The 21,106-nt window shown below is 63.9% G+C and carries 16 protein-coding genes; 4 read left to right on the forward strand and 12 right to left on the reverse strand.

Translation table 11 applies throughout. The annotated features are described in order from the left end of the window. Nucleotides 1-65: 65 nt before the first annotated feature. Entirely contained in the window at nt 66-494 is a 429-nt protein-coding gene (locus ILT44_RS23390) for an endonuclease domain-containing protein (RefSeq protein ID WP_204242019.1), read from the reverse strand. 77 nt (nt 495-571) lie between these two features. Next, complete coding sequence (locus tag ILT44_RS23395; protein ID WP_204242020.1) at nt 572-1,777, reverse strand: ABC transporter substrate-binding protein; 1,206 nt, start codon at nt 1,775-1,777, stop codon at nt 572-574. 157 nt (nt 1,778-1,934) lie between these two features. Here ILT44_RS23395 and ILT44_RS23400 point away from each other — a divergent pair, with 157 nt between their 5' ends. The 3 genes from ILT44_RS23400 to ILT44_RS23410 all read left to right on the forward strand — a co-directional run bounded on the left by ILT44_RS23400 (nt 1,935) and on the right by ILT44_RS23410 (nt 5,128). Beyond that, entirely contained in the window at nt 1,935-3,122 is a 1,188-nt protein-coding gene (locus ILT44_RS23400) for an amidase (protein WP_204242021.1), read from the forward strand. Between the two features lie 105 nt (nt 3,123-3,227). Next, a complete protein-coding gene (locus ILT44_RS23405) occupies nt 3,228-4,109 on the forward strand; it encodes an SMP-30/gluconolactonase/LRE family protein (protein WP_204242022.1) in 882 nt (293 codons plus the stop codon). Nucleotides 4,110-4,114: 5 nt separating this feature from the next. Then, complete coding sequence (locus ILT44_RS23410; protein ID WP_204242023.1) at nt 4,115-5,128, forward strand: aldose epimerase family protein; 1,014 nt, start codon at nt 4,115-4,117, stop codon at nt 5,126-5,128. 309 nt (nt 5,129-5,437) lie between these two features. Here the strand turns inward: ILT44_RS23410 and ILT44_RS23415 are convergent, their stop codons facing one another. Both ILT44_RS23415 and ILT44_RS23420 read right to left on the reverse strand, forming a co-directional pair. Continuing rightward, entirely contained in the window at nt 5,438-7,501 is a 2,064-nt protein-coding gene (locus tag ILT44_RS23415) for a M3 family metallopeptidase (RefSeq protein ID WP_204242024.1), read from the reverse strand. A gap of 45 nt (nt 7,502-7,546) precedes the next feature. Next, nucleotides 7,547-8,338 carry a dienelactone hydrolase family protein gene (locus ILT44_RS23420; protein WP_204242025.1) on the reverse strand — a complete coding sequence of 264 codons (792 nt, stop codon included), beginning with the start codon at nt 8,336-8,338 and terminating at the stop codon, nt 7,547-7,549. 193 nt (nt 8,339-8,531) lie between these two features. Between ILT44_RS23420 and ILT44_RS23425 the strand changes: the two genes are divergently transcribed. After that, nucleotides 8,532-10,550, forward strand: coding sequence for an AI-2E family transporter (locus tag ILT44_RS23425; protein ID WP_204242026.1), 2,019 nt, complete (start codon nt 8,532-8,534; stop codon nt 10,548-10,550). Between the two features lie 4 nt (nt 10,551-10,554). On the opposite strand, the gene ILT44_RS23430 is transcribed toward ILT44_RS23425, so the two are convergent. From ILT44_RS23430 to cheB, 8 genes are all read right to left on the reverse strand, one after another. Beyond that, nucleotides 10,555-11,538: a peptide ABC transporter ATP-binding protein gene (locus ILT44_RS23430; protein ID WP_204242027.1), complete on the reverse strand. Its 984-nt coding sequence runs from the start codon at nt 11,536-11,538 to the stop codon at nt 10,555-10,557. Further along, a complete protein-coding gene (locus ILT44_RS23435; protein WP_204242028.1) occupies nt 11,535-12,551 on the reverse strand; it encodes an ABC transporter ATP-binding protein in 1,017 nt (338 codons plus the stop codon). The genes ILT44_RS23430 and ILT44_RS23435 overlap by 4 nt, the downstream gene beginning before the upstream one ends. Nucleotides 12,552-12,553: 2 nt before the next feature. Next, nucleotides 12,554-13,465, reverse strand: coding sequence for an ABC transporter permease subunit (locus ILT44_RS23440; protein ID WP_204242029.1), 912 nt, complete (start codon nt 13,463-13,465; stop codon nt 12,554-12,556). Next, entirely contained in the window at nt 13,462-14,475 is a 1,014-nt protein-coding gene (locus tag ILT44_RS23445) for an ABC transporter permease subunit (RefSeq protein ID WP_204242030.1), read from the reverse strand. Before ILT44_RS23445 ends, ILT44_RS23440 begins: the two co-directional genes overlap by 4 nt. A gap of 81 nt (nt 14,476-14,556) precedes the next feature. After that, a complete protein-coding gene (locus tag ILT44_RS23450; protein WP_204242031.1) occupies nt 14,557-16,149 on the reverse strand; it encodes an ABC transporter substrate-binding protein in 1,593 nt (530 codons plus the stop codon). Nucleotides 16,150-16,406: 257 nt separating this feature from the next. Further along, on the reverse strand, nt 16,407-18,308 hold the full coding sequence (locus ILT44_RS23455; RefSeq protein ID WP_204242032.1) for a response regulator: 1,902 nt from the start codon (nt 18,306-18,308) through the stop codon (nt 16,407-16,409). Next, the gene (locus tag ILT44_RS23460) at nt 18,305-20,029 is read right to left on the reverse strand and encodes a response regulator (RefSeq protein WP_204242033.1); all 1,725 of its coding nucleotides are present in this window, start codon (nt 20,027-20,029) and stop codon (nt 18,305-18,307) included. The genes ILT44_RS23455 and ILT44_RS23460 overlap by 4 nt, the downstream gene beginning before the upstream one ends. Further along, a complete protein-coding gene (cheB, locus tag ILT44_RS23465; protein WP_204242034.1) occupies nt 20,026-21,102 on the reverse strand; it encodes a chemotaxis-specific protein-glutamate methyltransferase CheB in 1,077 nt (358 codons plus the stop codon). Before cheB ends, ILT44_RS23460 begins: the two co-directional genes overlap by 4 nt. Nucleotides 21,103-21,106 lie beyond the last annotated feature (4 nt).

Consider the following 21,106-nt stretch of genomic DNA (forward strand, 5'->3'; position numbering starts at 1 on the left):
AAGAGCGAGGAGGCGCTGGACAAGCCGCTGAGAGCCTGAACGGCGAGGAAGGCGGGGTCCATCATTTACCCTCCCCTTGAGGGGGAGGGTCGGCCGTCAGGCCGGGGTGGGGTGGGAAGCGCAAGCGCTTCCGATTGAGGCGAGCCATACAGGGCTGCGTAAATAGTGTCGAGAACGCCGTTCATGTTCTGGATCAGTTCGGTGTTCCAGAAGCGGACGACGTGATAGCCTTCCTTTTCGAGCCAGCCCGTTCGGACCTCGTCTTGGGCAGCGATGTCATCCTGTGCATGGTGGCCACCATCGAGTTCGACGAGAAGGCGGGCCTTCAGGCAGGCGAAGTCGGCTACATAAGGGCCAATGGGGACCTGGCGGCGGAAGTGGCTGCCGTAGACAGGGATCCGCTTCAGGGCGCGCCAGAGAGCCTGCTCGGGCTCAGTGGCATTCGAGCGAAGCTGTTTTGCTCTCTCACGTCTGAAGTGGTTGATGTTTGACATGATTGGTTTTCTGTTGTGGTGCCACCCCACCCCGACCTACGGTCGACCCTCCCCCTCAAGGGGAGGGTGAAGGCGCGTCAATCCTTCCGAACCGCCTTCACCTCGGCCTCGGTCGGCATGAACGACGCGCCGTCCTTGTAGGTCCAGTCGGCCATGCCGCCGGCGGCGCCCTTCAGAACGAGCTTGCCGACCCAGGCCCCCATGGAGGACTGGTTGTCGATGCCGCGCATGGTGACGGGACCGATGACCGTGTCGAACTTCGCATCCTCCAGCGCCTTGATGACGGCCTCCGTCTCGGTGGAGCCGGCGCGTTCGATGGCGTCGCGGATCATGGTGACGACCATGTAGCCCAAGAGCGAGCCGAGGCGCGGCGTGTCGTTGTACTTGGCGCGATAGGCGTCGATGAAGGCCTTGTGCTTAGGCTCCTTGATCTCGTCCCAGGGATAGCCGGTCACGGTCCAGCCTTCGGGCACCTCGTCCTTCAGGGGCAGGAGCCATTCGGGCTCGCCGGTGAGAAGCGAGAGAACGGTCGCGCCCTCGAAGAGGCCGCGGGTGTTGCCTTCGCGGACGAATTGCGTGAGGTCGGGGCCGAAGAGCACGTTGAAGATGCCGTCGGGCTTCGCCTGCTCGATGGCCGAGGCGGTGGCGCCTACCTCGATCTTGCCTAGCGCCGGATATTGCTCGGCGACGATCTGGGCTCCCGGCACCCGCTCCTGGATCAGGCGCTTGAACACGGCCGCAGCCGACTGGCCGTATTCGTAGTTCGGCGCGACGATGGCCCAGCGCTTGGCGCCGGAGGCCTTGGCCTGATCCACCAGCATGCCGACCTGCATGAAGTTGTTGGGCCGGACGCGGAAGGTGTAGCGGTTGCCCTGCGCCATCGTGACGGCGTCGGTGAGCGGCTCGGCGGCGATGTAGACGATCTTCTTCTGGTTGGCGAAATCCGCCATGGCGACGCCGACATTCGACAGGAAGGAGCCAAAGAGGAGCGAAACGCCCTCGCGGCTCACCAGCTCGTCCGCCACGCGGGTGGCGCTGCCGGTGGTCGCACCATCATCGCGGGAGACGATCTCGATCTTGCGGCCGAGCACCCCGCCCTTGGCGTTGATCTCGTCGAGGGCCATCTGCCAGCCGTTGCGGTAGGGCACGGTGAAGGCCGCCCACTGCGCATAGGAATTCAGCTCGCCGATCTTGATCGGAGGCTGCTGCGCCTGAGCCGCCGGCGCCCCGAATGCGAGCGCTGCCCCAAGAGCCAGCCAGCGGATCGTCGTTGTTGTCGCCATTGCGGCATCCCTTCAATCGAGAATGTGCGAGGATTTAGGGCCAATCGGGTCGAGAAGAAAGACACAAACTGCCAAGGTTCGCCAAATCCTGCCTTGCTTGTCTCCGGGAGAGAATGACACATTCGCCATCCCCTCCGTTACCTAAAGTGACAGGCTGATGCTTCTCGACCGCGATCCCGCCTATGCCTTCATGCCCTATCCGGCCGTTCCGGTTCCCCATGCGCAGACGGGAGCATTGTCCGGGCTGACCTTCGCCGCCAAGGACCTGTTCGACGTCGCAGGTTATCCGACGAGCGCGGGATCGCCCCAGATGCTTGCCATGTCGGGGATCAGGACCCGCACGGCGCCCATTGTCCAGAAGCTTCTCGATGCCGGCGCGCGGCTTGTAGGCAAGACGATCACGGACGAACTCGCCTTTTCCATGAGCGGCAAGAACGCCCATTTCGGCACGCCGGTGAACGGCGGTGCGCCCGACCGCATCCCGGGCGGCTCGTCGTCAGGCTCGGCGGCGGCCGTCTCGAACGGGCTGTGCGACTTCGCGCTCGGCACCGATACGGGCGGCTCCGTGCGGGCGCCGGCCAGCCATTGCGGCCTCTTCGGCATCCGGCCGACCCATGGCCGGGTCAGCCTCGAGCTCTGCCACGATCTCGCGCCCTCCTTCGACACCTGCGGCTACTTCACCCGCGACGGCGCCACCTTCGAGCGGGTGGGCGAGATGCTGCTGGGCGAGGACAGCACTCCCCTGCCACAGAAACCCCGCGTGCTCCTGGCGCAAGATGCCTTCGGCCTGCTCCATCGAGAGGTGAGGGAAGCACTTGCGCCGGCCCTGCGGCGGAGCACGGCCGTGCTGGGCGAGTCCGCGGAGGTCGATGCGGCGACAGAGGGCTTCACCGCTCTCTACTGGGCCATGCGGTATATCCAGAGCCGGGAGGCCTGGACGGTCGACGGGCCGATGATCGAGCGCTATCGCCCGCCTCTCGGTCCCGGAGTTGCCGACCGGTTCGAGTTCTCGAAGGCAGTGACCGACAGTCAAGTGGCGGAAGCCCAGGTGATTCGCTCAGCCTTCCGCAAGCGGTTCAATGCCCTGTTCGGCACGGATGCGGTGCTGATCCTGCCGACCATGCCCGACATCGCGCCGCTGCTCACCGAGAGCGACGAGTCGCTCAACGACTATCGCAACAATGCCCTGAACCTGCTCTGCCTGTCGGTCCTGTCGGGCCTGCCCCAGGTCTCGATCCCGCTTGCCTCCCGTTCGGGTGCGCCTCTGGGGCTATCGCTCATGGGACCGGCCGGCTCGGACCTGAGCCTCGTGCGACTGGCGCGCCAGATCGCAGAGAGTGCATAGCGCATCGTGCGGACCCATCCGATGCTCTAGCCTGACGGGACCCATTGGGCGTGGCCGGAGTTACCGGCAGAGCGAAGAACAAACCATCGGACTCAGAGGGGAGCCATGACCCATCCAGCCGTTCACCCGGAGACGCCCCATGTGGCTGTGGCCAGCGCCTGTGTATTGGGGGAAGGGCCCGTGTGGGATCATCGCTCGAACACGCTGTTCTGGGTCGACATCAAGAACCCAGGGGTATGGCGCTATCGGCCGGAGACGAAAGAGCATTTCCGGGTCGATGCGCCGGAGCGGATCGGTTTCATCGCCCTGACCCCTGACGAGGATGAGGTGATCGCCGGCTTCAAGTCGGGCCTCGCCCGCTTCAATCTCAAGACGGGCGCGGTGCAGCCGATCGTGTCGCCCGACAAGGACAAGCCGAACAACCGCATCAACGACGGTCATGTGGGGCCGGACGGGGCGATCTATTTCGGCACCATGGACGACGACGAGAAAAACAAATCGGGTGCTTTCTGGCGCTGGGACGGCAAGGAATTGACTCAGTTCCATTCCGGGATCGTGGTCACCAACGGTCCGGCCTTTAGCCATGACGGCCGGAGGATCTACGCCACCGACACCATCGGGCAGGTCATCCATGCCCTCGACGCTGGCGGGGGCGCCATCGGCAAGCCCAGGCCCTTCGCGCGCTTCGAGCAGAGCTGGGGGCATCCCGACGGCATGGCGGTCGATGCGGAAGGCTATCTGTGGGTCTGCCACTGGGGGGCCTCGCGCATCACCCGCTTTGCTCCCGACGGCTCGGTCGAGCGCACCGTCTCGGTCCCGACCGCGCAGGTGACGAAATGCGCCTTCGGCGGGCCTGATCTGACCACGCTCTACATCACCACCGCCGCGATTGGACGCGACCCGCATATCGACGTGATGGCGGGCCACCTTTTCAAGGTCGAAACCGGCGGCATCCGCGGCCTGAAGGCCAACATCTTCGAGGGATAGGCACCATGACCATCGAGCGTTTCGGTTCCCTCCACGGGCAGGATGTCCTGCAGATCTCGCTGCAGGGTCCCGACGGCATGGAGATGCAGGTCCTGACTTGGGGAGCGGTGGTGCGCGATCTCGTCGTGCCCTCCGTGGCAGGCTCGCAGCGGGTGGTGCTCGGGCTCAATTCCATCGAGGATTACGTCGCCCATTCCCCTTATTTCGGCGCCATTGTCGGGCGCCACGCCAACCGCATCGGAGAGGCCCGATTCACCCTGAACGGGGAAACCTATCGTCTCGATGCCAACGAGGGTCGTAACCAGCTGCATGGCGGCACGATGGGCTTCGGCACGCGGCTCTGGAGCCTCGTCGATCACAGCTCCTCCAGCGCCACCTTGAGCCTCGTGTCGGAAGACGGCGACATGGGGTATCCCGGCCGCCTGATCGCCACCTGCACCTATACGCTCCTGCCGTCGTGCGGCTTACGGATCGTCCTCGAGGCCACCTGCGACCAGCCGACACCGGTCAATCTCACCACCCACGGCTACTTCAATCTCGACGGCAGCGCGGACATCCTGGCGCATCACCTGATGATCGCGGCCGATTACATCACGCCGACCCGCCCCGATCTCATCCCGACGGGGGAGATCAGGCGCGTGGCCAATACCGGCTACGACTTCACTACCCTCAGGCCCATCGGCGCGGCCGAGTTCATGCACGAACGCATTCTCTACGATACCAATTATGTGCTTCAGGGACCTTACGGGGAGCTTCGGCACGCCGCGACGCTCGCGTCGCTCAGGAGCGGCGTGGCCATGGAACTCTGGACGACGGAGCCCGGCCTCCAGTTTTATGACGGGCACCTGATGGACATCCCGGTCCATGGCCTGGGGGAGACCAAGTACGGCCGGCACGGCGGTCTCTGCCTGGAGCCGCAGCGCTTTCCCGACAGCCCCAATAAAGCCCATTTCCCGTCGTCTATCCTAGTGCCGGGGCAGGTGTCGCGGCAGGTCAGCGAGCTGAGGTTCGCTCGCTGAACGAAGGAACTTTGCTCAAGCATGGCTGTTCTTCTTTGTAGGCGTTGCGTTTCCAGACAAACACACAATAGAGGGGAAAGGCGCTCATGCCGGTGCTCGACGCGAAAGCCTTGGAAATCGATCCGAAAGGGATGACTTTCCTAAAAAGCGTCTTGCGTCCGCTTACCTCTTCCGGGTTACCTCCGAAGGAAGCGCCCCGCATCTGCCGGATCCGGTTCCACGTCGCGAAGCGCCCAAGAGCCCTTGTCGCAGACGTCTCCGGTACGGCGTGACAGGCCTGCGTCAGGCCCGCCACCTTACTCAACTGTCTCAGGCCGCCAATCCTCGCTTGGCCAAGAGAGCATCCGCCGTAGGCAGACGCCCCCGGAAGGCTGTGTAAGCCTCGGCCGGGTCGCGCAGGTTGCCGGCGGAGTAGATGAAGAGCTTCAGCTTTTCCGCCATCTCCCTGTTGAAGGCATCGCCCGTTTCCTCGAAGGCCGTGAAGGCGTCCGCGTCCAGTACCTCCGACCAGAGATAGCTGTAGTAGCCCGACGAATAGCCGTCGCCGGAGAACACATGGGTGAAATGCGGCGTGCGGTGGCGCATGATGATCTCGCGCGGCATGCCGATCTTCCGCAGCGTCTCCGCTTCGAAGGCCGAGATGTCGAGATGGCTCAGATCCTTGCGGCGGTGAAGCTCGAGGTCGACGAAGGCCGAGGCGAGATATTCCACTGTGGCGAAGCCCTGGTTGAAGTTGCGCGCCGCCATCAGCCGTTCGAGCAGCTCCTCCGGGATCGGCTCACCCGTCCTGTAATGGGTCGCATAGCGGCGAAGGATATCCGGCTGCGACAGCCAATGCTCGTAAAGCTGCGAGGGCAGCTCCACGAAATCCGTCGACACGGCGGTGCCTGCCAGCAGCGGATAGGTCACGTTGGAGAGAAGGCCGTGCAGACCATGGCCGAACTCGTGAAACAGCGTGCGCGCATCGTCGAAGCTCAAGAGCGATGGCTCGCCTGCACCGCCCTTCGCGAAGTTCATCACGTTGACGATGATCGGACGGATTTCGCCGGCGAGCCTTTCCTGCGAGCGGAAGGCGCTCATCCATGCGCCGCTGCGTTTCGACGAGCGCGCAAAGTAATCGCCGATGAAGGTGCCGACTTGATGGCCGTCCGCATCCACGACCTGCCAGGCGCGGATGTCGGGATGATAGCGCGGAAAATCCTTCAGCTCCTGGAAGCTCAGGCCGAAGAGACGGTGCGCTGTGTCGAAAGCGGCCTCGATGATCCGGTCGAGCTGGAAATACGGTTTGATCGTCGCTTCATCGAGGTTGTGCCGGGCCATGCGGACCTGATCCGCATAATAGCGCCAGTCCCATGGCTCGATGACGATGTTGTCGCCGAACGACTGCGCCTGGGACTGCAGGTCGTCGCGCTCCTCCTCGGCGCGGGTGCGGGCCGGAGTCCAGACGTCGTTCAGGAGCTTCATCACGTTGTCCGGCGTCTTGGCCATCGTGTCGGCGAGCTTGAAGTCGGCGAAGGTCTCATAGCTCAGAAGCGCCGCCCGTTCCGCGCGCAAAGCCGCCGTCTCAGTGATGATCGCCTTGTTGTCGGTGTCGCCGCCGGTGTCGCCGCGCGCAGCCCAGGCCTTGAAAGCTTGCTCGCGCAGGTCGCGCCGCTTGGAAAACTGCAGGAACGGCTCGATGCTGGAGCGGGAAAGGGTGATGACGTGCTTGCCCTTCAGCCCGCGCTCTTCTGCAGCCTGGGCTGCGGCTTCGCGCAGGAAGGAGGGCAGGCCGTCGAGATCCGCCTCGCCATCGAGGACGAGCTGATAGGATTTCTCGTCCGCCAGCACGTTCTGCGAGAACTGCGTGCCGAGGCTCGCCAGCCGCTCGGTGATGGCGGCCAGCCGCTTCTTTTCCTCCGGCCCGAGCTTGGCGCCGGCACGCACGAAAATCGTGTGATAGCGATCGAGGACGCGCATCTGCTCAGAGGTGAGGCCGAGCTCCTCGCGCTTGTCGTAGAGCGACGCCACGCGCCTGTAGAGCGCCTCGTTCATGAAGATGCTGTTGCGGTGCTTGGCGAGGACCGGCGCCATCTCGCGCTCGATGGCCTGAAGCGCGTCGTTGGTGTGCGAGCCCGCGAGGTTGAAGAACACGCCGCCCACATTCTTGAGCGTCCGGCCGCTGCGCTCCAGGGCCTCGATGGTGTTGGCGAAAGTGGGCGCTTCCGTGCTCTCCGCTATGGCGGCAACCTGCGCCTGCTGTTCGGCAAGCGCCGTGTCGAAGGCGGGCCTGAAATGCTCCGGCGCGATGCTCTCAAAGGGCGGGAGACCGAACGGGGTCGCCCATTGCGTCAGAAGGGGGTTGCCTGCGAGAGCCGCGTCTGAAGCCGTCATGATCGCTCCTGCCTGATGATCTGAAGATGAGAAGTCTTAGACGGCTCAGCCATCCACTGGAAGGGGGGGCGAGTTCGTCGAGGCGTGCGTGCCGGCGAGATGCCGCTGAAGGAAGGCGAGGGCCCTGCGGGTCGCATCCTCCTCCGCCGCGCCCCTGAAGCCGTGGCCCTGGCCGGGATAGACCTTGACCTCGTGCGGCACATTCTGCCGGCGCAGCAGGGCTTCCACCGCATAGGCGTTCGCCACAGGCACGATGGGGTCGGCTGAACCGTGCAGCACCAGGGTCGGCGGCAGGCGCGAGGTGGTAGCAATGGCCCCCTGCGGCAGGGGACCGAAATAGTTCACCAGCGCCTTCACGCGCGGATCGGTGCTCGACACGGCAAGCCCCAGGGCCGCACCCAGGGAAATGCCCACGATGCCGATGCGGCCACGATCCGCACACGGATGATTCGCCGCGAAGGTCAGTGCATCCTGAACGGTGCTCATCCAGGGCATGAAGTTCTGGAACAGGGTGCTGAACGAAGCCCGCTTCTCGCCTGTACGGTCGAGATAATGCACGAGGTGAACCTGATACCCGGCTGCCGCCACATGGCGTGCCGCTTCACGGTACTGGCTGTTATAGCTCAAGCCATCGGCGCCGTGCAGCATGAGAAGCGCTGGAGAGGGCGAGGTGCCGGATCCTTGGAAGGTTTCGACGGCAATGGCCTTGCCGCCGCTCTTGAACGAGTTGCGCTGAGCGTTGACGGGCATCGAGATGGACTTGTCCTGTTGAGCCTGGGCGGTGGAAGAGGCAGCAAGAGCGGCCCCGATCAGAAGATAGCGTCTGGTGATCGACATGAGGTTATGAGAGCGCGGGGCAGGAAACCCGGGATGCCATTGAGATGGGATCCGATACCCATGGCTCACAGATGGCAAAAGGTCCCAGCGTTTTGAACGGACAAGCTTTCAGCCACGCTTAAGGATCGTTTCAGGCTTGAGCACGTTGTTTGCAGGCCAGCGAGATCGCCTCGCGGCCTTGCAGAGAGACCGAATGCGCCCCGCACCTGCTCCCGTGCCCCCTCCGGAGACGGAGATCGAACCGCCCGGCGTTCCGGGGCTTTCCGGTCTGCTGACCCTGGCCGTGGGCGTTGTCGTGCTGGCCGCGCTCTATGTGGGGCGGGAGGTATTCCTGCCGGTCGTGCTTGCCATCCTTCTGGCCTTTGTGCTCGCCCCCTTCGTCGAACTGCTGCGCCGGGGGCGCCTGAGCCGTGTGCCCGCCGTCATTATTGCCGTGCTGGTCGCCTTGGGGATCATCGTGTCCCTGGCCACCGTCATCGGCTTCCAGGTGGCGGGTCTGGCATCCGATCTGCCGCGCTATCAGAGCACCATCGAAACCAAGATCGGCCACCTGCGCGAGGGTTCGCTCGGCAAGCTGCCCGCACTCCTGAAGGATTTCGGCCGCCGCTTCGACAAGGCCGTCGCGGAGCCGCCGCCGGAACAGCAGGCGCCGGCGTCTCCCAGTACGGCCACGCCTCCGCCCCCTGAGGAGCCGAGGCCTCTTCCGGTGGAGGTTCACGAGCCGGATCCGACGCCGGCTCAGGTCGCCCGGAATGTACTCTTGCCGCTGCTCGAGCCGCTGGCCACCATGGGCATCGTTTTTGTCGTGCTGGTCTTCATCCTCATGCAGCGGGAAGATCTGCGCGACCGCATGATCCGCCTGTTCGGAGCCAGCGATCTGCATCGCGCCACCGCCGCCATGGACGATGCCGCACGGCGTCTCAGCCGGTACTTCCTGACCCAGCTGGCTCTCAACGCGTCCTTCGGTGTCGTGGCCTCTGTCGGTCTCTGGCTGATCGGGGTGCCGAGCCCGATCCTGTGGGGCGTCTTTGCAGCCTTGCTGCGCTTTGTCCCCTATATCGGCTCCTTTCTCGCTGCCTTGCCGCCGATTCTGCTTGCTGCCTCCGTCGATCCCGGCTGGTCCATGGCTCTCATGACGCTTGCGCTCTACGCGATCGGCGAACCCTTGATGGGTCATGTGATCGAGCCCATCGTCTATGGGCAGAGCACGGGCCTCTCGCCCTTCTCCGTCGTCATTTCGGCCATCTTCTGGACCTGGATCTGGGGACCGGTCGGCCTGCTCATTGCAACACCCCTGACGCTCTGCCTCGTCGTGCTGGGCCGGCATGTGGAGCGGCTGGAATTCCTCGACGTGCTTCTCGGCGACCGGCCCGCCCTGACGCCGGACGAGAATCTCTATCAGCGCATGCTCGCGGGCGATCCGGACGAGGCGCTCGAATCGGCCGAACTCCTCCTCAAGGAACGTTCCCTGACTTCGTACTACGATGAGGTCGCCCTGAGAGGGCTTCAACTCGCGGCCAACGATGCGACGCGCGGCGTCCTCACCCATCGCCAGCTCGATCAGGTCAAGGATGTCATCCGGGCCCTGGTGCAGGATCTGGGCGGGCACGACGATGTGGAACCCGAGCCGCAGAAGACCAGGGACGATCCGGTTGCGGCTCCCGCGAGCGAGAAGCCTGCCAACAAGGAACCGGCGGTGCCCGAGGCTCTGCCCGAGGAGAGCCGGATTCCGGAGGTCTGGCGCGTAGATGGCGCCATCCTATGCATTGCAGGCCGCGGCCCCCTCGACGAAGCGGCCTCCGAGATGCTGGCGCAGCTCCTGAGCAAGCACGGGCTCGGCACCCGCGTGGTGCCGCACGAAGCGGTGTCACGCCGGCAGATCTTCAACCTGGACATGACCGGCGTCCAGATGGTGTGCATCAGCTATCTCGAGATCAGCGGCACGCCGGCCCATCTGCGCTATCTGCTGCGGCGGCTGAAGCAGAAGGCGAAGGCTCCGACTCTGGTCGGCCTCTGGCCTGCGGAGGACGCAGTGCTGAAGAGCGAGACGATGCGCGCCACGCTCGGCGCCAACTACTACGTCTCGTCCCTGCGTGAGGCAGTGGTGCAATGCCTGAAGGTGGCGACCGATGAGGAGAAGCTGCCGGAGCCGGCCAATTCGCCGGGGGCCGATGAGGCAACAGCAGCCAAGCGACTGCCGTTGCCCGCATGATAGTTCAAGCCGCTGCTTCCTCCAGGAAGTTCTCGGCGTAGTGGCAGGCAACCTTCCGACCATCAAGTTCCCGCAATGCCGGGCGCTCGACCTTGCAGCGCTCCGTCACATAGGGGCAGCGTGTCGAAAACACGCAGCCCTTCGGCGGGTTGAGCGGCGAGGGGAGCTCGCCTTTCAGCACGATGCGCTTGCGCTTCACGCCGGTGATACCGGGCGTGGAGGAGAGAAGCGCCTGCGTGTAGGGATGCAGGGGCTGCGCGTAAATCTTCTCCTTCGGTCCGTGCTCGACCGCATGGCCCAGATACATGACGAGCACGTCATGGGCGATGTGCCGGACGACGCCGAGGTCGTGCGAGATGAAGAGATAGGCAAGCCCCATCTCTTCCTGCAGGTCGGCGAGAAGGTTGAGCACCTGCGCCTGGATCGACACGTCGAGGGCCGAGACCGGCTCGTCCGCCACCACGAGCTTCGGCGAGAGCATGAGCGCACGGGCGATCGCGATGCGCTGGCGCTGGCCGCCGGAGAACATGTGCGGATAGCGGTTGTAGTGCTCAGGCCTGAGGCCCACCTTTGCCATCATGGACCGAGCACGCTCAGTGCGCTCTGCGGCTGGAAGCTTGGTGTTGATGGCCAGCGGCTCTTCCAGGATCGTGCCCACTTTCTTGCGCGGGTTGAGCGAACCGTAGGGATTCTGGAAGACGAACTGCACCATGCGGCGCAGATCCTTGGCATAGTTTGCCGGCGGATTGACCGCATCGATGCCGTCGAGGGTGAGCTGACCCTCCGTTGGCTTCTCAATGAGCGTCACCATGCGGGCGAGCGTGGACTTGCCGCAGCCCGATTCGCCCACGACCGCAAGGGTCTTGCCGGGTTCGATGGCGAAGGAAATGCCGCCAACGGCTTGCAGGTTGGCCGGCTCCTTGAACAGGCCGCGCTTGATCTTATAGACCTGCTTCAGGCCCTTGGCTTCGACAACGGGAGCCTTCACGACGCAGCCTCCGTCCCAACGGGATGATCATGCTGAATTTCGGCGTTCCGATTCGGGTCGCCGAGGGGATAATGGCAGCGGATGTGTCCGCCGGCCCAGGGGCGCAGGTCAGGGCGAACATGGCGCGAATGCTCCGTGGCATAGGCACAGCGCGGGCTGAACAGGCAGCCCTTCGGACGATCGTAGAGACCCGGCACCACGCCGGGGATCGTCGCAAGACGGCCGCCTTCGCTGCGCTCAGGCAGGGCTGCAAGCAGCGCCGCCGTGTAGGGATGCTGCGGCGAAGCGAAGAGGTCGTCGGCGGAGCGCTCCTCCATGATCTGCCCCGCATACATCACCATCACGCGCTTTGCTGTGTCGGCCACCACGCCCATGTTGTGGGTGATCATGACGAGACCCATCCTGCGCTCCTTCTGGAGCGTCATGAGAAGATCGAGGATCTGCGCCTGGATCGTCACGTCGAGAGCGGTGGTCGGCTCGTCGGCGATGAGCAGCTTGGGATTACAGGCAATCGCCATGGCGATCATCACGCGCTGGTTCATGCCGCCGGAGAGCTGGTGCGGGTAGGCGGAAAGCCGGCTTTCCGGAGACGGAATGCCCACCTGACCGAGAAGTTCGACGGCCCGGCGCTCAGCCGCCTTGCGGTCCATACCCTCGTGCAGGCGCAGGGTCTCGGTAAGCTGGAACCCGACCGTGAAGGACGGGTTCAGGCTGGTTGTCGGCTCCTGGAAGATCATCGCGACGTCTTTGCCGGTGAGCTTGCGCCGATCCTTGTCGGAGATCGTCAGGAGATCGCGGCCGTTGAAGGAGAGCTTGTCCGCTCTCACGCGGCCGGGGAAGGGGATGAGGCCCATGAGGGCCAGCATCGTGACGCTTTTGCCGGAGCCGGATTCACCTACGACGCCGAGAACTTCGCCCTCTTCGAGCCTGAGGCTCACGCCATCGACGGCCCGCATGATGCCGCCTTGGGTCGGGAATTCGACCGATAGATTTTCAATTTCAACGAGGGCCATGATCAGCGCTTCAGTTTGGGATCGAAGGCATCGCGCAGTCCGTCACCCAGAAGATTGAAGGCAAGCACCGTGATGAGGATGGCAAGACCGGGGAAGGTCACAACCCACCAGGCGCGGAGCACGAATTCGCGGGCGTCAGCTAGCATGGTGCCCCATTCCGGCGAGGGCGGCTGCGCACCGAGGCCGAGAAAGCCAAGCGCCGCCGCATCCAGGATCGCGGTCGAGATGCCCAGCGACGCCTGTACGATCAGGGGCGCGGTGCAGTTCGGCAGCACCTCCCTGAACATCAGGCGCAGGGTACCGGCGCCGCTCACGCGGGCAGCGGTGACGTAGTCTTTCGATGTCTCGCTGATCACCGCCGCGCGGGCAAGGCGCACGTAATGCGGCATGATGATGAGAGCGACCGCCAGCATGGAATTCATCAGGCCAGGACCGAGGATGGCCACGATCACGATGGCGAGGAGCAGGCTCGGTAGGGTCAGGATCACGTCCATGAGCCGCATGATGAAGATCTCGATGATGCCACGGAAGAAACCCGAGACAAGGCCGAGCACGGTGCCGACCATGATCGAGATCGCTACCACCATGATGCCGATGAGAAGCGACAGGCGCGCGCCGTAGATCAGGCGCGAGAGGATGTCACGGCCGATCGGGTCGGTGCCCAGCGGATAGGTGAAGCTGCCTCCCTCCTGCCAGAAGGGCGGCTTCAGGGCGATCGTGGTATCGGTGAGATAAGGCGAGTGCGGCGCCAGCACATCCGCAAGAAGCGCCACCAGCACGACGGCGACGATGACGACGAGACCGGCGACGGCGCCGTGATTGGCGCTGAAGTAGCCCCAGAATTCGCGCAGGGGATGAGGCGGCGTTGCCGTCGGCGCGGCGACGGCCGGAGCGTCCATGGTTTCAGCGGTCATCGGGTGTGCCTGATGCGAGGGTTGATGAGGCCGTAAGCCAGATCAACCAGAAGGTTGACCGTCATGACGACGATGCCGAGCAGGAGCACGCCGCCCTGGAGCACCGGATAATCGCGCCGGAAGATGGCTTCAATGAGCCACTTGCCGACGCCCGGCCAGGAAAAGATCGTTTCTGTGAGAATGGCCCCGGTGAAGAGCACGCCGACCTGCAGACCGATGACGGTCACAACCGGGATGAGCGCATTGCGCAGGGCATGCAGGGCGATGATCCGAAAGCGAGAGAGCCCCTTGGCCTTGGCGGTGCGGATGTAATCCTCACCTAAGACTTCGAGCATCGCCGAGCGGGTCATGCGGGCAATGACAGCCAGCGGCACCGTACCAAGCACGATTGTCGGCAGGATCAGGTGTGCGAGCGCGGAGCGGAAGGCCCCTTCGTCTTCGGAGAAGAAGAGAGAGTCGATGAGCAGGAAGCCGGTGACCGGCTCGATGTAGTAGAGGACGTCGATACGGCCCGACACGGGCGTCAAGTCGAACTGCACGGAGAACAGCAGGATGAGGATGAGGCCCCACCAGAAGATCGGCATGGAATAGCCGGCCAGCGAAATGCCCATCACGCCGTGATCGAAGATCGAATTTCGTCGCACCGCCGCTAGGATCCCCGCGGGAAGGCCAATCACCAGCGCGAAAAGGATGGCGCACACGGCAAGCTCGATCGTTGCCGGAAACAAGGCAAGGAACTCATCAAGCACCGGCGCCTGAGTGATGACGGACTTGCTGAGATCGCCTTGCAGCACGCGGGCGATGTAGATGCCGTATTGCACCAGGATCGGTCGATCAAAGCCGTACTCCTTGCGGAGGAGTTCATGCCGCGCGGGATCGATCCCGCGCTCGCCGGCCATGGTCTCGATGGGGTCACCCGGAACGAGGCGGATTAGGAAGAAGGTCAGCAGGGTGATCCCGATGAAGGTCGGGATGATAAGGCTGACGCGGGTGAGAATAAAGCGGAGCATCGCCAACTACAGTATAGGCGCCATAAGGCAGAAAAAGCGGAGCAGCCGAAGCTGCCCCGCCGTCTTTTCAGGGTCGCAGGCTTACTTGCCCTTGATGTCTACGCCGTAGAAGGTGTGGCGTCCGAAGGGCGAAAGCTTGAAGTCCACGACTTCCTTGCGAACCGGCTTCAGCTGCACCGCATGGGCGATGGTGAACCAGGGAGCCTGCTCCTTGAAGATCACCTGAGCCTGCTTGTAGAGCTCCGTGCGCTGCTTCTGGTCTGTCGTGACCTTGGCCTTCACCACGAGATCGTCGAAGGGCTTATGGCACCACTTGGCGGTGTTGCCGCCGCTCTTTGCCGCATCGCAGCCGAGCAGGGTGTGCAGGAAGTTGTCCGGATCGCCGTTGTCACCCGTCCAGCCGATCATGCCCGTCTGGTGCTCGCCCGCCTGCAGACGCTTGCGGTACTCGCCCCACTCGAAGCTCTTGATCTCGGCCTTCACGCCGATCTTGGCGAGATCAGCCTGCATCAGCTCGGCGATGCGTTTGGCATTCGGGTTGTAGGGACGCTGCACCGGCATCGCCCAGATGTCCGTCTCAAGGTTCGAAACGCCGGCCTCGGCCAGAAGCTTCTTGGCGGCTTCGGGGTTGTACGCGTCGTCCTTGACCGTCTCGTTGTACGACCACATGGACGGCGGGATCGGGTTCGTCGCGGCGACGCCGGTTGAGAGGTAGACCGAGTCGATGATGGCCTTCTTGTTGATGGCCATGTTGAAGGCCTTGCGGACGCGGACGTCGTCAAAGGGCTTCTTGGTGGTGTTGTAGGCGAGGTAACCGACGTTGAGGCCCGCCTGCTCCATAATGGTGACGTTCGGGTCCTTCTTCATGGCGTCCAGGTCAGCCGGGTTCGGATAAGGCATGACATGGCACTCGCCCTTCTGGAGCTTGGCCCAACGCACCGACGGATCCGGCGTGATCGAGAAGACGAGGTCATCGATCTTAGCCTTGCCGCCGTAATACTGGTCGAAAGCCTTGAAGCGGACCACCGCGTCCTTCTGATATTGGAGGAGGTAGAACGGACCTGTGCCGATCGGCTCTTGGTCAACCTTCTCCGGGCTGCCCGCCTTCAGCATGGCATCGGCATATTCCTTGGACTGGATCGCGGCCCATTCCATGGCCAGATCCGACAGGAACGGCGCCTCGGGCTGGTTGAGCGTGATCTTCAGGGTGTAGTCGTCCACCTTCTCTATCGACTTGAGCAGCTTGGGCATGCCCATATCGTCGAAATAGGTGTGGTTGGAGCTCGTCACCTTGAAGAAGGGATGCTCCTGCTTCCACTGGCGCTCCAGCGTGAAGATGATGTCGTCCGCATTCATGTCGCGGGTCGGCTTGAAGTTCTTGTTGGAATGCCACTTCACGCCCTTGCGGAGGTTGAAGGTATATACGAGCCCGTCCGGAGAGACGGTCCACTTCTCTGCAAGGCCAGGGACGACCTGCGTCCCGCCGCGCTCAAAGTCGACGACGCGGCTATAGATCTGGCCAGTGACGTCGAAGGTGGTGCCGGTGGTGTTGATGCCGGCGAAGAAGTTTTCGGGGCTGCCTTCGGAGCAGTAGACGAGGGTCTTGGCGGCCAGGGGAGCGGCGGCCAGGAAGGCCGGAACGCAGATGGCTGCGAAAAGGGCTGATTTTTTCATTACCTTTGGTCCTCTGAGACGGCTCTACTCATGGCCGTTCTGTGACGGAGTTAAGGTGCGAAGCCCCGATATTGTCAATCTGTCGATGCAACAATGGATAATTTTTAAAAGAAATTTACCATTTTCTCACCATGCGGCAGCTCAAATGTGCGGTTTTGAAGGTCAAATCTCCGCGATTTCCCTCAGTTCTGCCGAGAGCGCCCGAAGAGACGGCTTGTCCACAATCGGGGCTAAAGACCGCCCGATTGCGTCATGCATCACTGTTCTTTCCGACGGGTCGCCTCGCCCACCTTCATGGCGAGGTCCGTGCGGCTGAAGGGCTTGTGGAGCATAAGGTGACCATACGGCACGCGCTTGGGATCGGCGTACCCGGTTACGAGCAGGATCCCGAGATCGGACCGGATTTCCCGCGCCTTGTCGGCAAGGTCGGTTCCCGTCATCCCCGGCATGGCGAAATCCGCGATCAGCACATCGAGCTGGTCGTCCGCCTTCAGGATATCGAGGGCCGAGGATCCGTCGGCCGCCTCCACGACCCGATGGCCCATCTCGGTCAGGTAGGCGGCGGTTACCGTTCTCACTTCTGCATCGTCATCCACGAGCAGAATGCGAACTTTAGGAGCATCGTCAGCAATGGACCGCTCCTCAAGGGGTCTGCCGTCCTGTGCCGTCGCGGCGCGCGCGAGGTAGAGTTCCACCGTTGTGCCGACGCCGAGCGTGCTGTGAATCGTCACCGTGCCGCCGGATTGCTGGGCAAGTCCGTAGACCATGGGAAGGCCCAGGCCCGTGCCCTTGCCGACCTCCTTGGTGGTGAAGAAGGGTTCCAGCACCCGCGCCAAAACTTCCGGCGGAATGCCGCTGCCGCTATCGGCGACAGAGATCACCACGTAATCCCCGCTGGTTAGATCGGTGATCCGGCCTTCCTCAACGTCCTCGTTCCGCGTCGAGAGGGTGAGAACTCCGTTCTCTTCCATGGCATCGCGGGCATTGATGCACAGGTTCAGGATGGCCAGTTCGAGCTGGTCCGGGTCGACCATGGCGGCCCAGAGCTCGTTCGCGAGATGCCGCTCGATCCGGATCACGCCACCGAGCGTGCGGGTCAGCAGATCGCTCATGCCGGCGATGACCTGGTTCACGTCTACGGCCTGCAGCCGCAGGTCCCGCTGGCGGCTGAAGCTCAGGAGCCTCTGGGTCAGGGACGCGCCCCGCTCGGCCGCATAGGTGGCGTTCTGAAGAAGACGCGTCAGGCGCGGATCGTCGGGAGCGCGGCGCGAGGCGAGGTCGAGGCTGCCGAGCACGGCCATCAGCAAATTGTTGAAGTCGTGGGCCACGCCGCCTGCGAGGGTCCCCAAAGCCTGCATCTTGTCCGCCTGACGCAGGCGCATTTCCATCAGCTTGCGCTCCGTGATGTCGCGCTCGATGGTGGCTAGGTTCGTAACGGCTCCCGCTTCATCCAAGATCGGGATGTGGTTGATGAGAAACCACTGCGTCTTGCCGTCTGGCAGGGTGCGCTCCTCGATCACCTCGTCAGGCTGGCGCGCTTCGATGGCCCGGCGCTCGGCCTCCTCAAGCATCGTCGCCCGCTCAGGCGAGACGTAATCCCTTTCCCTGCGGCCCAGACAGTCGCCGGCCGCGCATCCGAGACTTCTGGCCTTTCCGGCGTTGAGGCGTACGAAGCGGCCTTCGAGATCCTTGAACGAGATCAGGTCGCCGGTGCTCTCCATCAGGCCGTGCAGGAGGGCACGTTCGGTGTCGAGTTCCCGGGCCAGCATGCGCCGCTGATAGGCGGCGGCGACCATATTGGAGAGGGCGTTCGGGTCCCAGGGCTTTGGCACATAGGCCATGATGCGGCCCTTGTTGACCGCGCCGATGACGGCCTTCAGATCCGCATAGCCAGTGAGAAGAATCGCCTCCGCATCCGACACGTTGCGGGCCTTGGCCAGAAACTCGTCGCCCTGCATCTCCGGCATGCGCTGATCCGAGATGATGATGGCAACGTCCGGCTCATGCCGAAGGATATCCAGGGCTTGGGTGGGGGACGAGGCCGTCAGCACCCGATAGTCGTTCTCGAACAGGTCTTCGAGTGCGATCAGGATGTCCGGTTCGTCGTCGACGACCAGGATCGTGCCATTCGTTGAATTCATCTCGCTCGACAAGGTCATGAAACAGTCTGCCTCGGGATCGTGATGGTGAAGCTGGCCCCGCCGGCCGGCCCCGAACCCACCGTGATCGATCCTTTGTGGGCCTGGACTACGCCATAGGCGATGGCCAAGCCAAGTCCGGTTCCAGACCCAACGGGTTTGGTCGTAAAGAACGGTTCGAAGATGCGCTCCCGCAGTTCCGGTGAAATTCCCGGTCCCGTATCATTGATCCTGATCGTATAGGTTGTTTCGCTGCTCTCGGTTTCAATGTCTATGCCGCCGGTTCCCTTGATCGCATCCGCTGCATTGCCGACGATGTTCATCACGACCTGGTTGAGAAGGGCAGGCGAGCAATAGAGGTCCGGAACCGCGTTGTAGCGCCGGCGCACGTCGATCCGGGTGCCCAGCTTGTAGCCCAGGAGGGCCAGCACGGTCTCAATGGATTCGGGCACGTTGACGGTCTGGAAGTCGCCCTCGTCAAGGCGCGAGAAGCGCCGAAGGTTGAGAACGAGTTCCTGGATCCGGCCGAGCCCAAGCTTCATGGCGGCGATTCGGTCGCGGGATTTCTGAACCTGCCGCTCGAGCCCGGCCTCCGGGGGCAGCTTGGCGGCGATCTCGGTGAGCAGCCGTTCGACCGTTCCCTGGTGGGCCTGGATAAAGGCGAGGGGATTGTTGATCTCGTGAGCGATGCCGGCCACCAGCTCGCCGAGGGAAGCCATCTTGGCGGCCTGGACGAGTTGGGCCTGGGTTCCCTTCAGGAGGTCGTTGGCCTCCTCCAGCTCGCGGTTTGCCTTGGCGAGAGCCTCGGCCGAAGCTGCCTCGGCCCGGGCGCTGGCAAGGGCGAGTTCCCGCTCGCGCAGTTCCGCCTCGATGCGCCAGTTCTCGTCCTGCATGAGCTTGCGCCTGACGAGCGCGCGGATGCGCACCCGCATTCCGTCGGCTTCGATGCTGGAGGGAACGATGTCGTCCACGCCCGCGGCAAAGGCGCGGGCATGCAGATTCCCACCCTCCTCGTTGCCGAGGCCCACGATGGCAAAGCTTGGGGCATCCGTTCCGGGGAGGGGCGCCAAGCCCCGGTAGAGGTTGAGCTGGCGGCACAGCGCGATGCCGTCGAAGCCTGGGCTCAGCAGGTTGACCAGAATGCAGTCCCAGGTGGCATTCGCAGAGTGGATGAGCCGGAGAGTCTCGGCAGGGCTTGGTGCCACCGTGACCGCATAGCCTTCCCGGGCCAGCATGTCCTGGAGATAGGTGCGGCGGGTCGGGCTGTCGTCCACGATCAGGATGCAGGCCCGGCGGAACGTTCCGAAGCTCGGGGATTGCCGCTCTTCTCGCAAATCGCCGATCGGCAGCGAGCGTCGGCGCAGAAGGGCCTTGATGCGCAGGATGATCAGTTCCTGCTCGGCGGATTTGGAGATGTAGGCGTCCGCGCCGCTCTCCAGCCCCTGGCGCTCGACGGTGCGCTCCCGGGCTTCCGTAAGCATGATGACCGGAATGGCGCGGGTGCGCACATTCAGGCGCATCTGACGGGTCAGCTCGTCACCGTTCATGCCCGGCAGGTGGTAATCAGCGATGACGAGATCGGGGAGCTTCCTGTTCAGGCCGTCGAGGGCGGCCTCCGCGGTCGAGCGCCAGGACACAAGGAAGCCGTTCGTCTCCAGGATGTGGCGCAACTGCAGCGCCTGGGTCTCGGAATCCTCGACCAGCAGGATCTCGGCGGCCTGAGTCATGGAACCTGCGCTCATTCACCTTCTCCCCGGGCCAAGCGCAGGATGCGGGGCGCAATCAGGTCGAGAGGCAGGCTGACACTGACGCCGCCCAGGCGAACTGCCGCAGCCGGCATGCCGTAAACGACGGCGGTGCTTTCATCCTCCGCCACCGCATAGCCACCGGCCTGGCGCATCTCGACGAGGCCCTGCGCACCGTCCTCGCCCATGCCGGTGAGGATCACGCCGAGGCTTCTGCGGCCGGCCGAGCGCGCCATCGACTGAAACAGCAGGGTCGCCGAGGGCCTCTGGTTACCGAACGGCGGCTCGGCGCTCATCGTCAGCGTGCCTGCAGGGGAGAGAAGCAGGTGCCGGTCGCCCGGAGCGACATAAACCCGGCCCGGGGTTGGGATCTCCCGATCCTGGGCCAGGCGCACCTCAAGGGGCACCAGCCCGTTCAGCCAGGAGGCAAACCCCTCCATGAAGGCAGCGCCCATGTGCTGGACGAGGAGGATCGGAAGCGGGAAGTCCCGCGGCAGAGCACTCAGAACCCTCGCGAGCGCAGGCGGTCCGCCGGTGGAAGCGGCGATGCCCATGATGCTCGGCCGGGCCGGGCTCCATTCCGGTTCACGCCTGGGCGCCCAGGAGACCTGGGCTTCGCGCCAGGGCGCGAACGAGCGCTGCCGGACCACGGGTACCTGGCTCATGATGTAGAGCTGGGTGCAGATGGTGCTGGCAATAGCCGCATAGCCGGCGCTGGAGAGGCCGACCGGCTTCTCCACCACCGTCAGCGCACCGGCCCGCAGCGCATTCATGGAGATCTTGAGAGAGGAATCCTCGATGCTGTCGGCAATCACCACGATGGGAGTGGGTTGCTCGGACATGATCTTGCGGGTCGCTTCCAGCCCATCCATTCCGGGCAGGCGGATGTCCATGGAGATCACATCCGGCCGGACACGGCCGATCTCCCGAAGCGCCTCCTCCGCCGAACTGACGGCGGCGGCCACGACCAGACGCGGGTCGCTGGCAATGATGTGCACGAGCAATTGACGGACGACGAGGGAATCCTCGACGACCATGACCCGGACCGGCGGCTGAGGCGCCATACTCATCACA

Origin of the sequence: Microvirga arvi (assembly GCF_016892765.1) — a bacterium.
GTDB lineage: Bacteria > Pseudomonadota > Alphaproteobacteria > Rhizobiales > Beijerinckiaceae > Microvirga > Microvirga arvi.

Bases quoted from the DNA above. Each gene is read 5' to 3' on its own strand.
- ILT44_RS23435 (WP_204242028.1), bottom strand. From the start codon at position 12,551: ATGGCCCTCGTTGAAATTGAAAATCTATCGGTCGAATTCCCGACCCAA.
- ILT44_RS23405 (WP_204242022.1), top strand. From the start codon at position 3,228: ATGACCCATCCAGCCGTTCACCCGGAGACGCCCCATGTGGCTGTGGCC.
- ILT44_RS23400 (WP_204242021.1), top strand. From the start codon at position 1,935: ATGCTTCTCGACCGCGATCCCGCCTATGCCTTCATGCCCTATCCGGCC.
- ILT44_RS23395 (WP_204242020.1), bottom strand. From the start codon at position 1,777: ATGGCGACAACAACGACGATCCGCTGGCTGGCTCTTGGGGCAGCGCTC.
- ILT44_RS23420 (WP_204242025.1), bottom strand. From the start codon at position 8,338: ATGTCGATCACCAGACGCTATCTTCTGATCGGGGCCGCTCTTGCTGCC.
- ILT44_RS23460 (WP_204242033.1), bottom strand. From the start codon at position 20,029: ATGAGCGCAGGTTCCATGACTCAGGCCGCCGAGATCCTGCTGGTCGAG.
- ILT44_RS23425 (WP_204242026.1), top strand. From the start codon at position 8,532: ATGCGCCCCGCACCTGCTCCCGTGCCCCCTCCGGAGACGGAGATCGAA.
- ILT44_RS23445 (WP_204242030.1), bottom strand. From the start codon at position 14,475: ATGCTCCGCTTTATTCTCACCCGCGTCAGCCTTATCATCCCGACCTTC.
- ILT44_RS23410 (WP_204242023.1), top strand. From the start codon at position 4,115: ATGACCATCGAGCGTTTCGGTTCCCTCCACGGGCAGGATGTCCTGCAG.
- ILT44_RS23450 (WP_204242031.1), bottom strand. From the start codon at position 16,149: ATGAAAAAATCAGCCCTTTTCGCAGCCATCTGCGTTCCGGCCTTCCTG.
- ILT44_RS23390 (WP_204242019.1), bottom strand. From the start codon at position 494: ATGTCAAACATCAACCACTTCAGACGTGAGAGAGCAAAACAGCTTCGC.
- ILT44_RS23415 (WP_204242024.1), bottom strand. From the start codon at position 7,501: ATGACGGCTTCAGACGCGGCTCTCGCAGGCAACCCCCTTCTGACGCAA.
- ILT44_RS23455 (WP_204242032.1), bottom strand. From the start codon at position 18,308: ATGACCTTGTCGAGCGAGATGAATTCAACGAATGGCACGATCCTGGTC.
- cheB (WP_204242034.1), bottom strand. From the start codon at position 21,102: ATGAGTATGGCGCCTCAGCCGCCGGTCCGGGTCATGGTCGTCGAGGAT.
- ILT44_RS23440 (WP_204242029.1), bottom strand. From the start codon at position 13,465: ATGACCGCTGAAACCATGGACGCTCCGGCCGTCGCCGCGCCGACGGCA.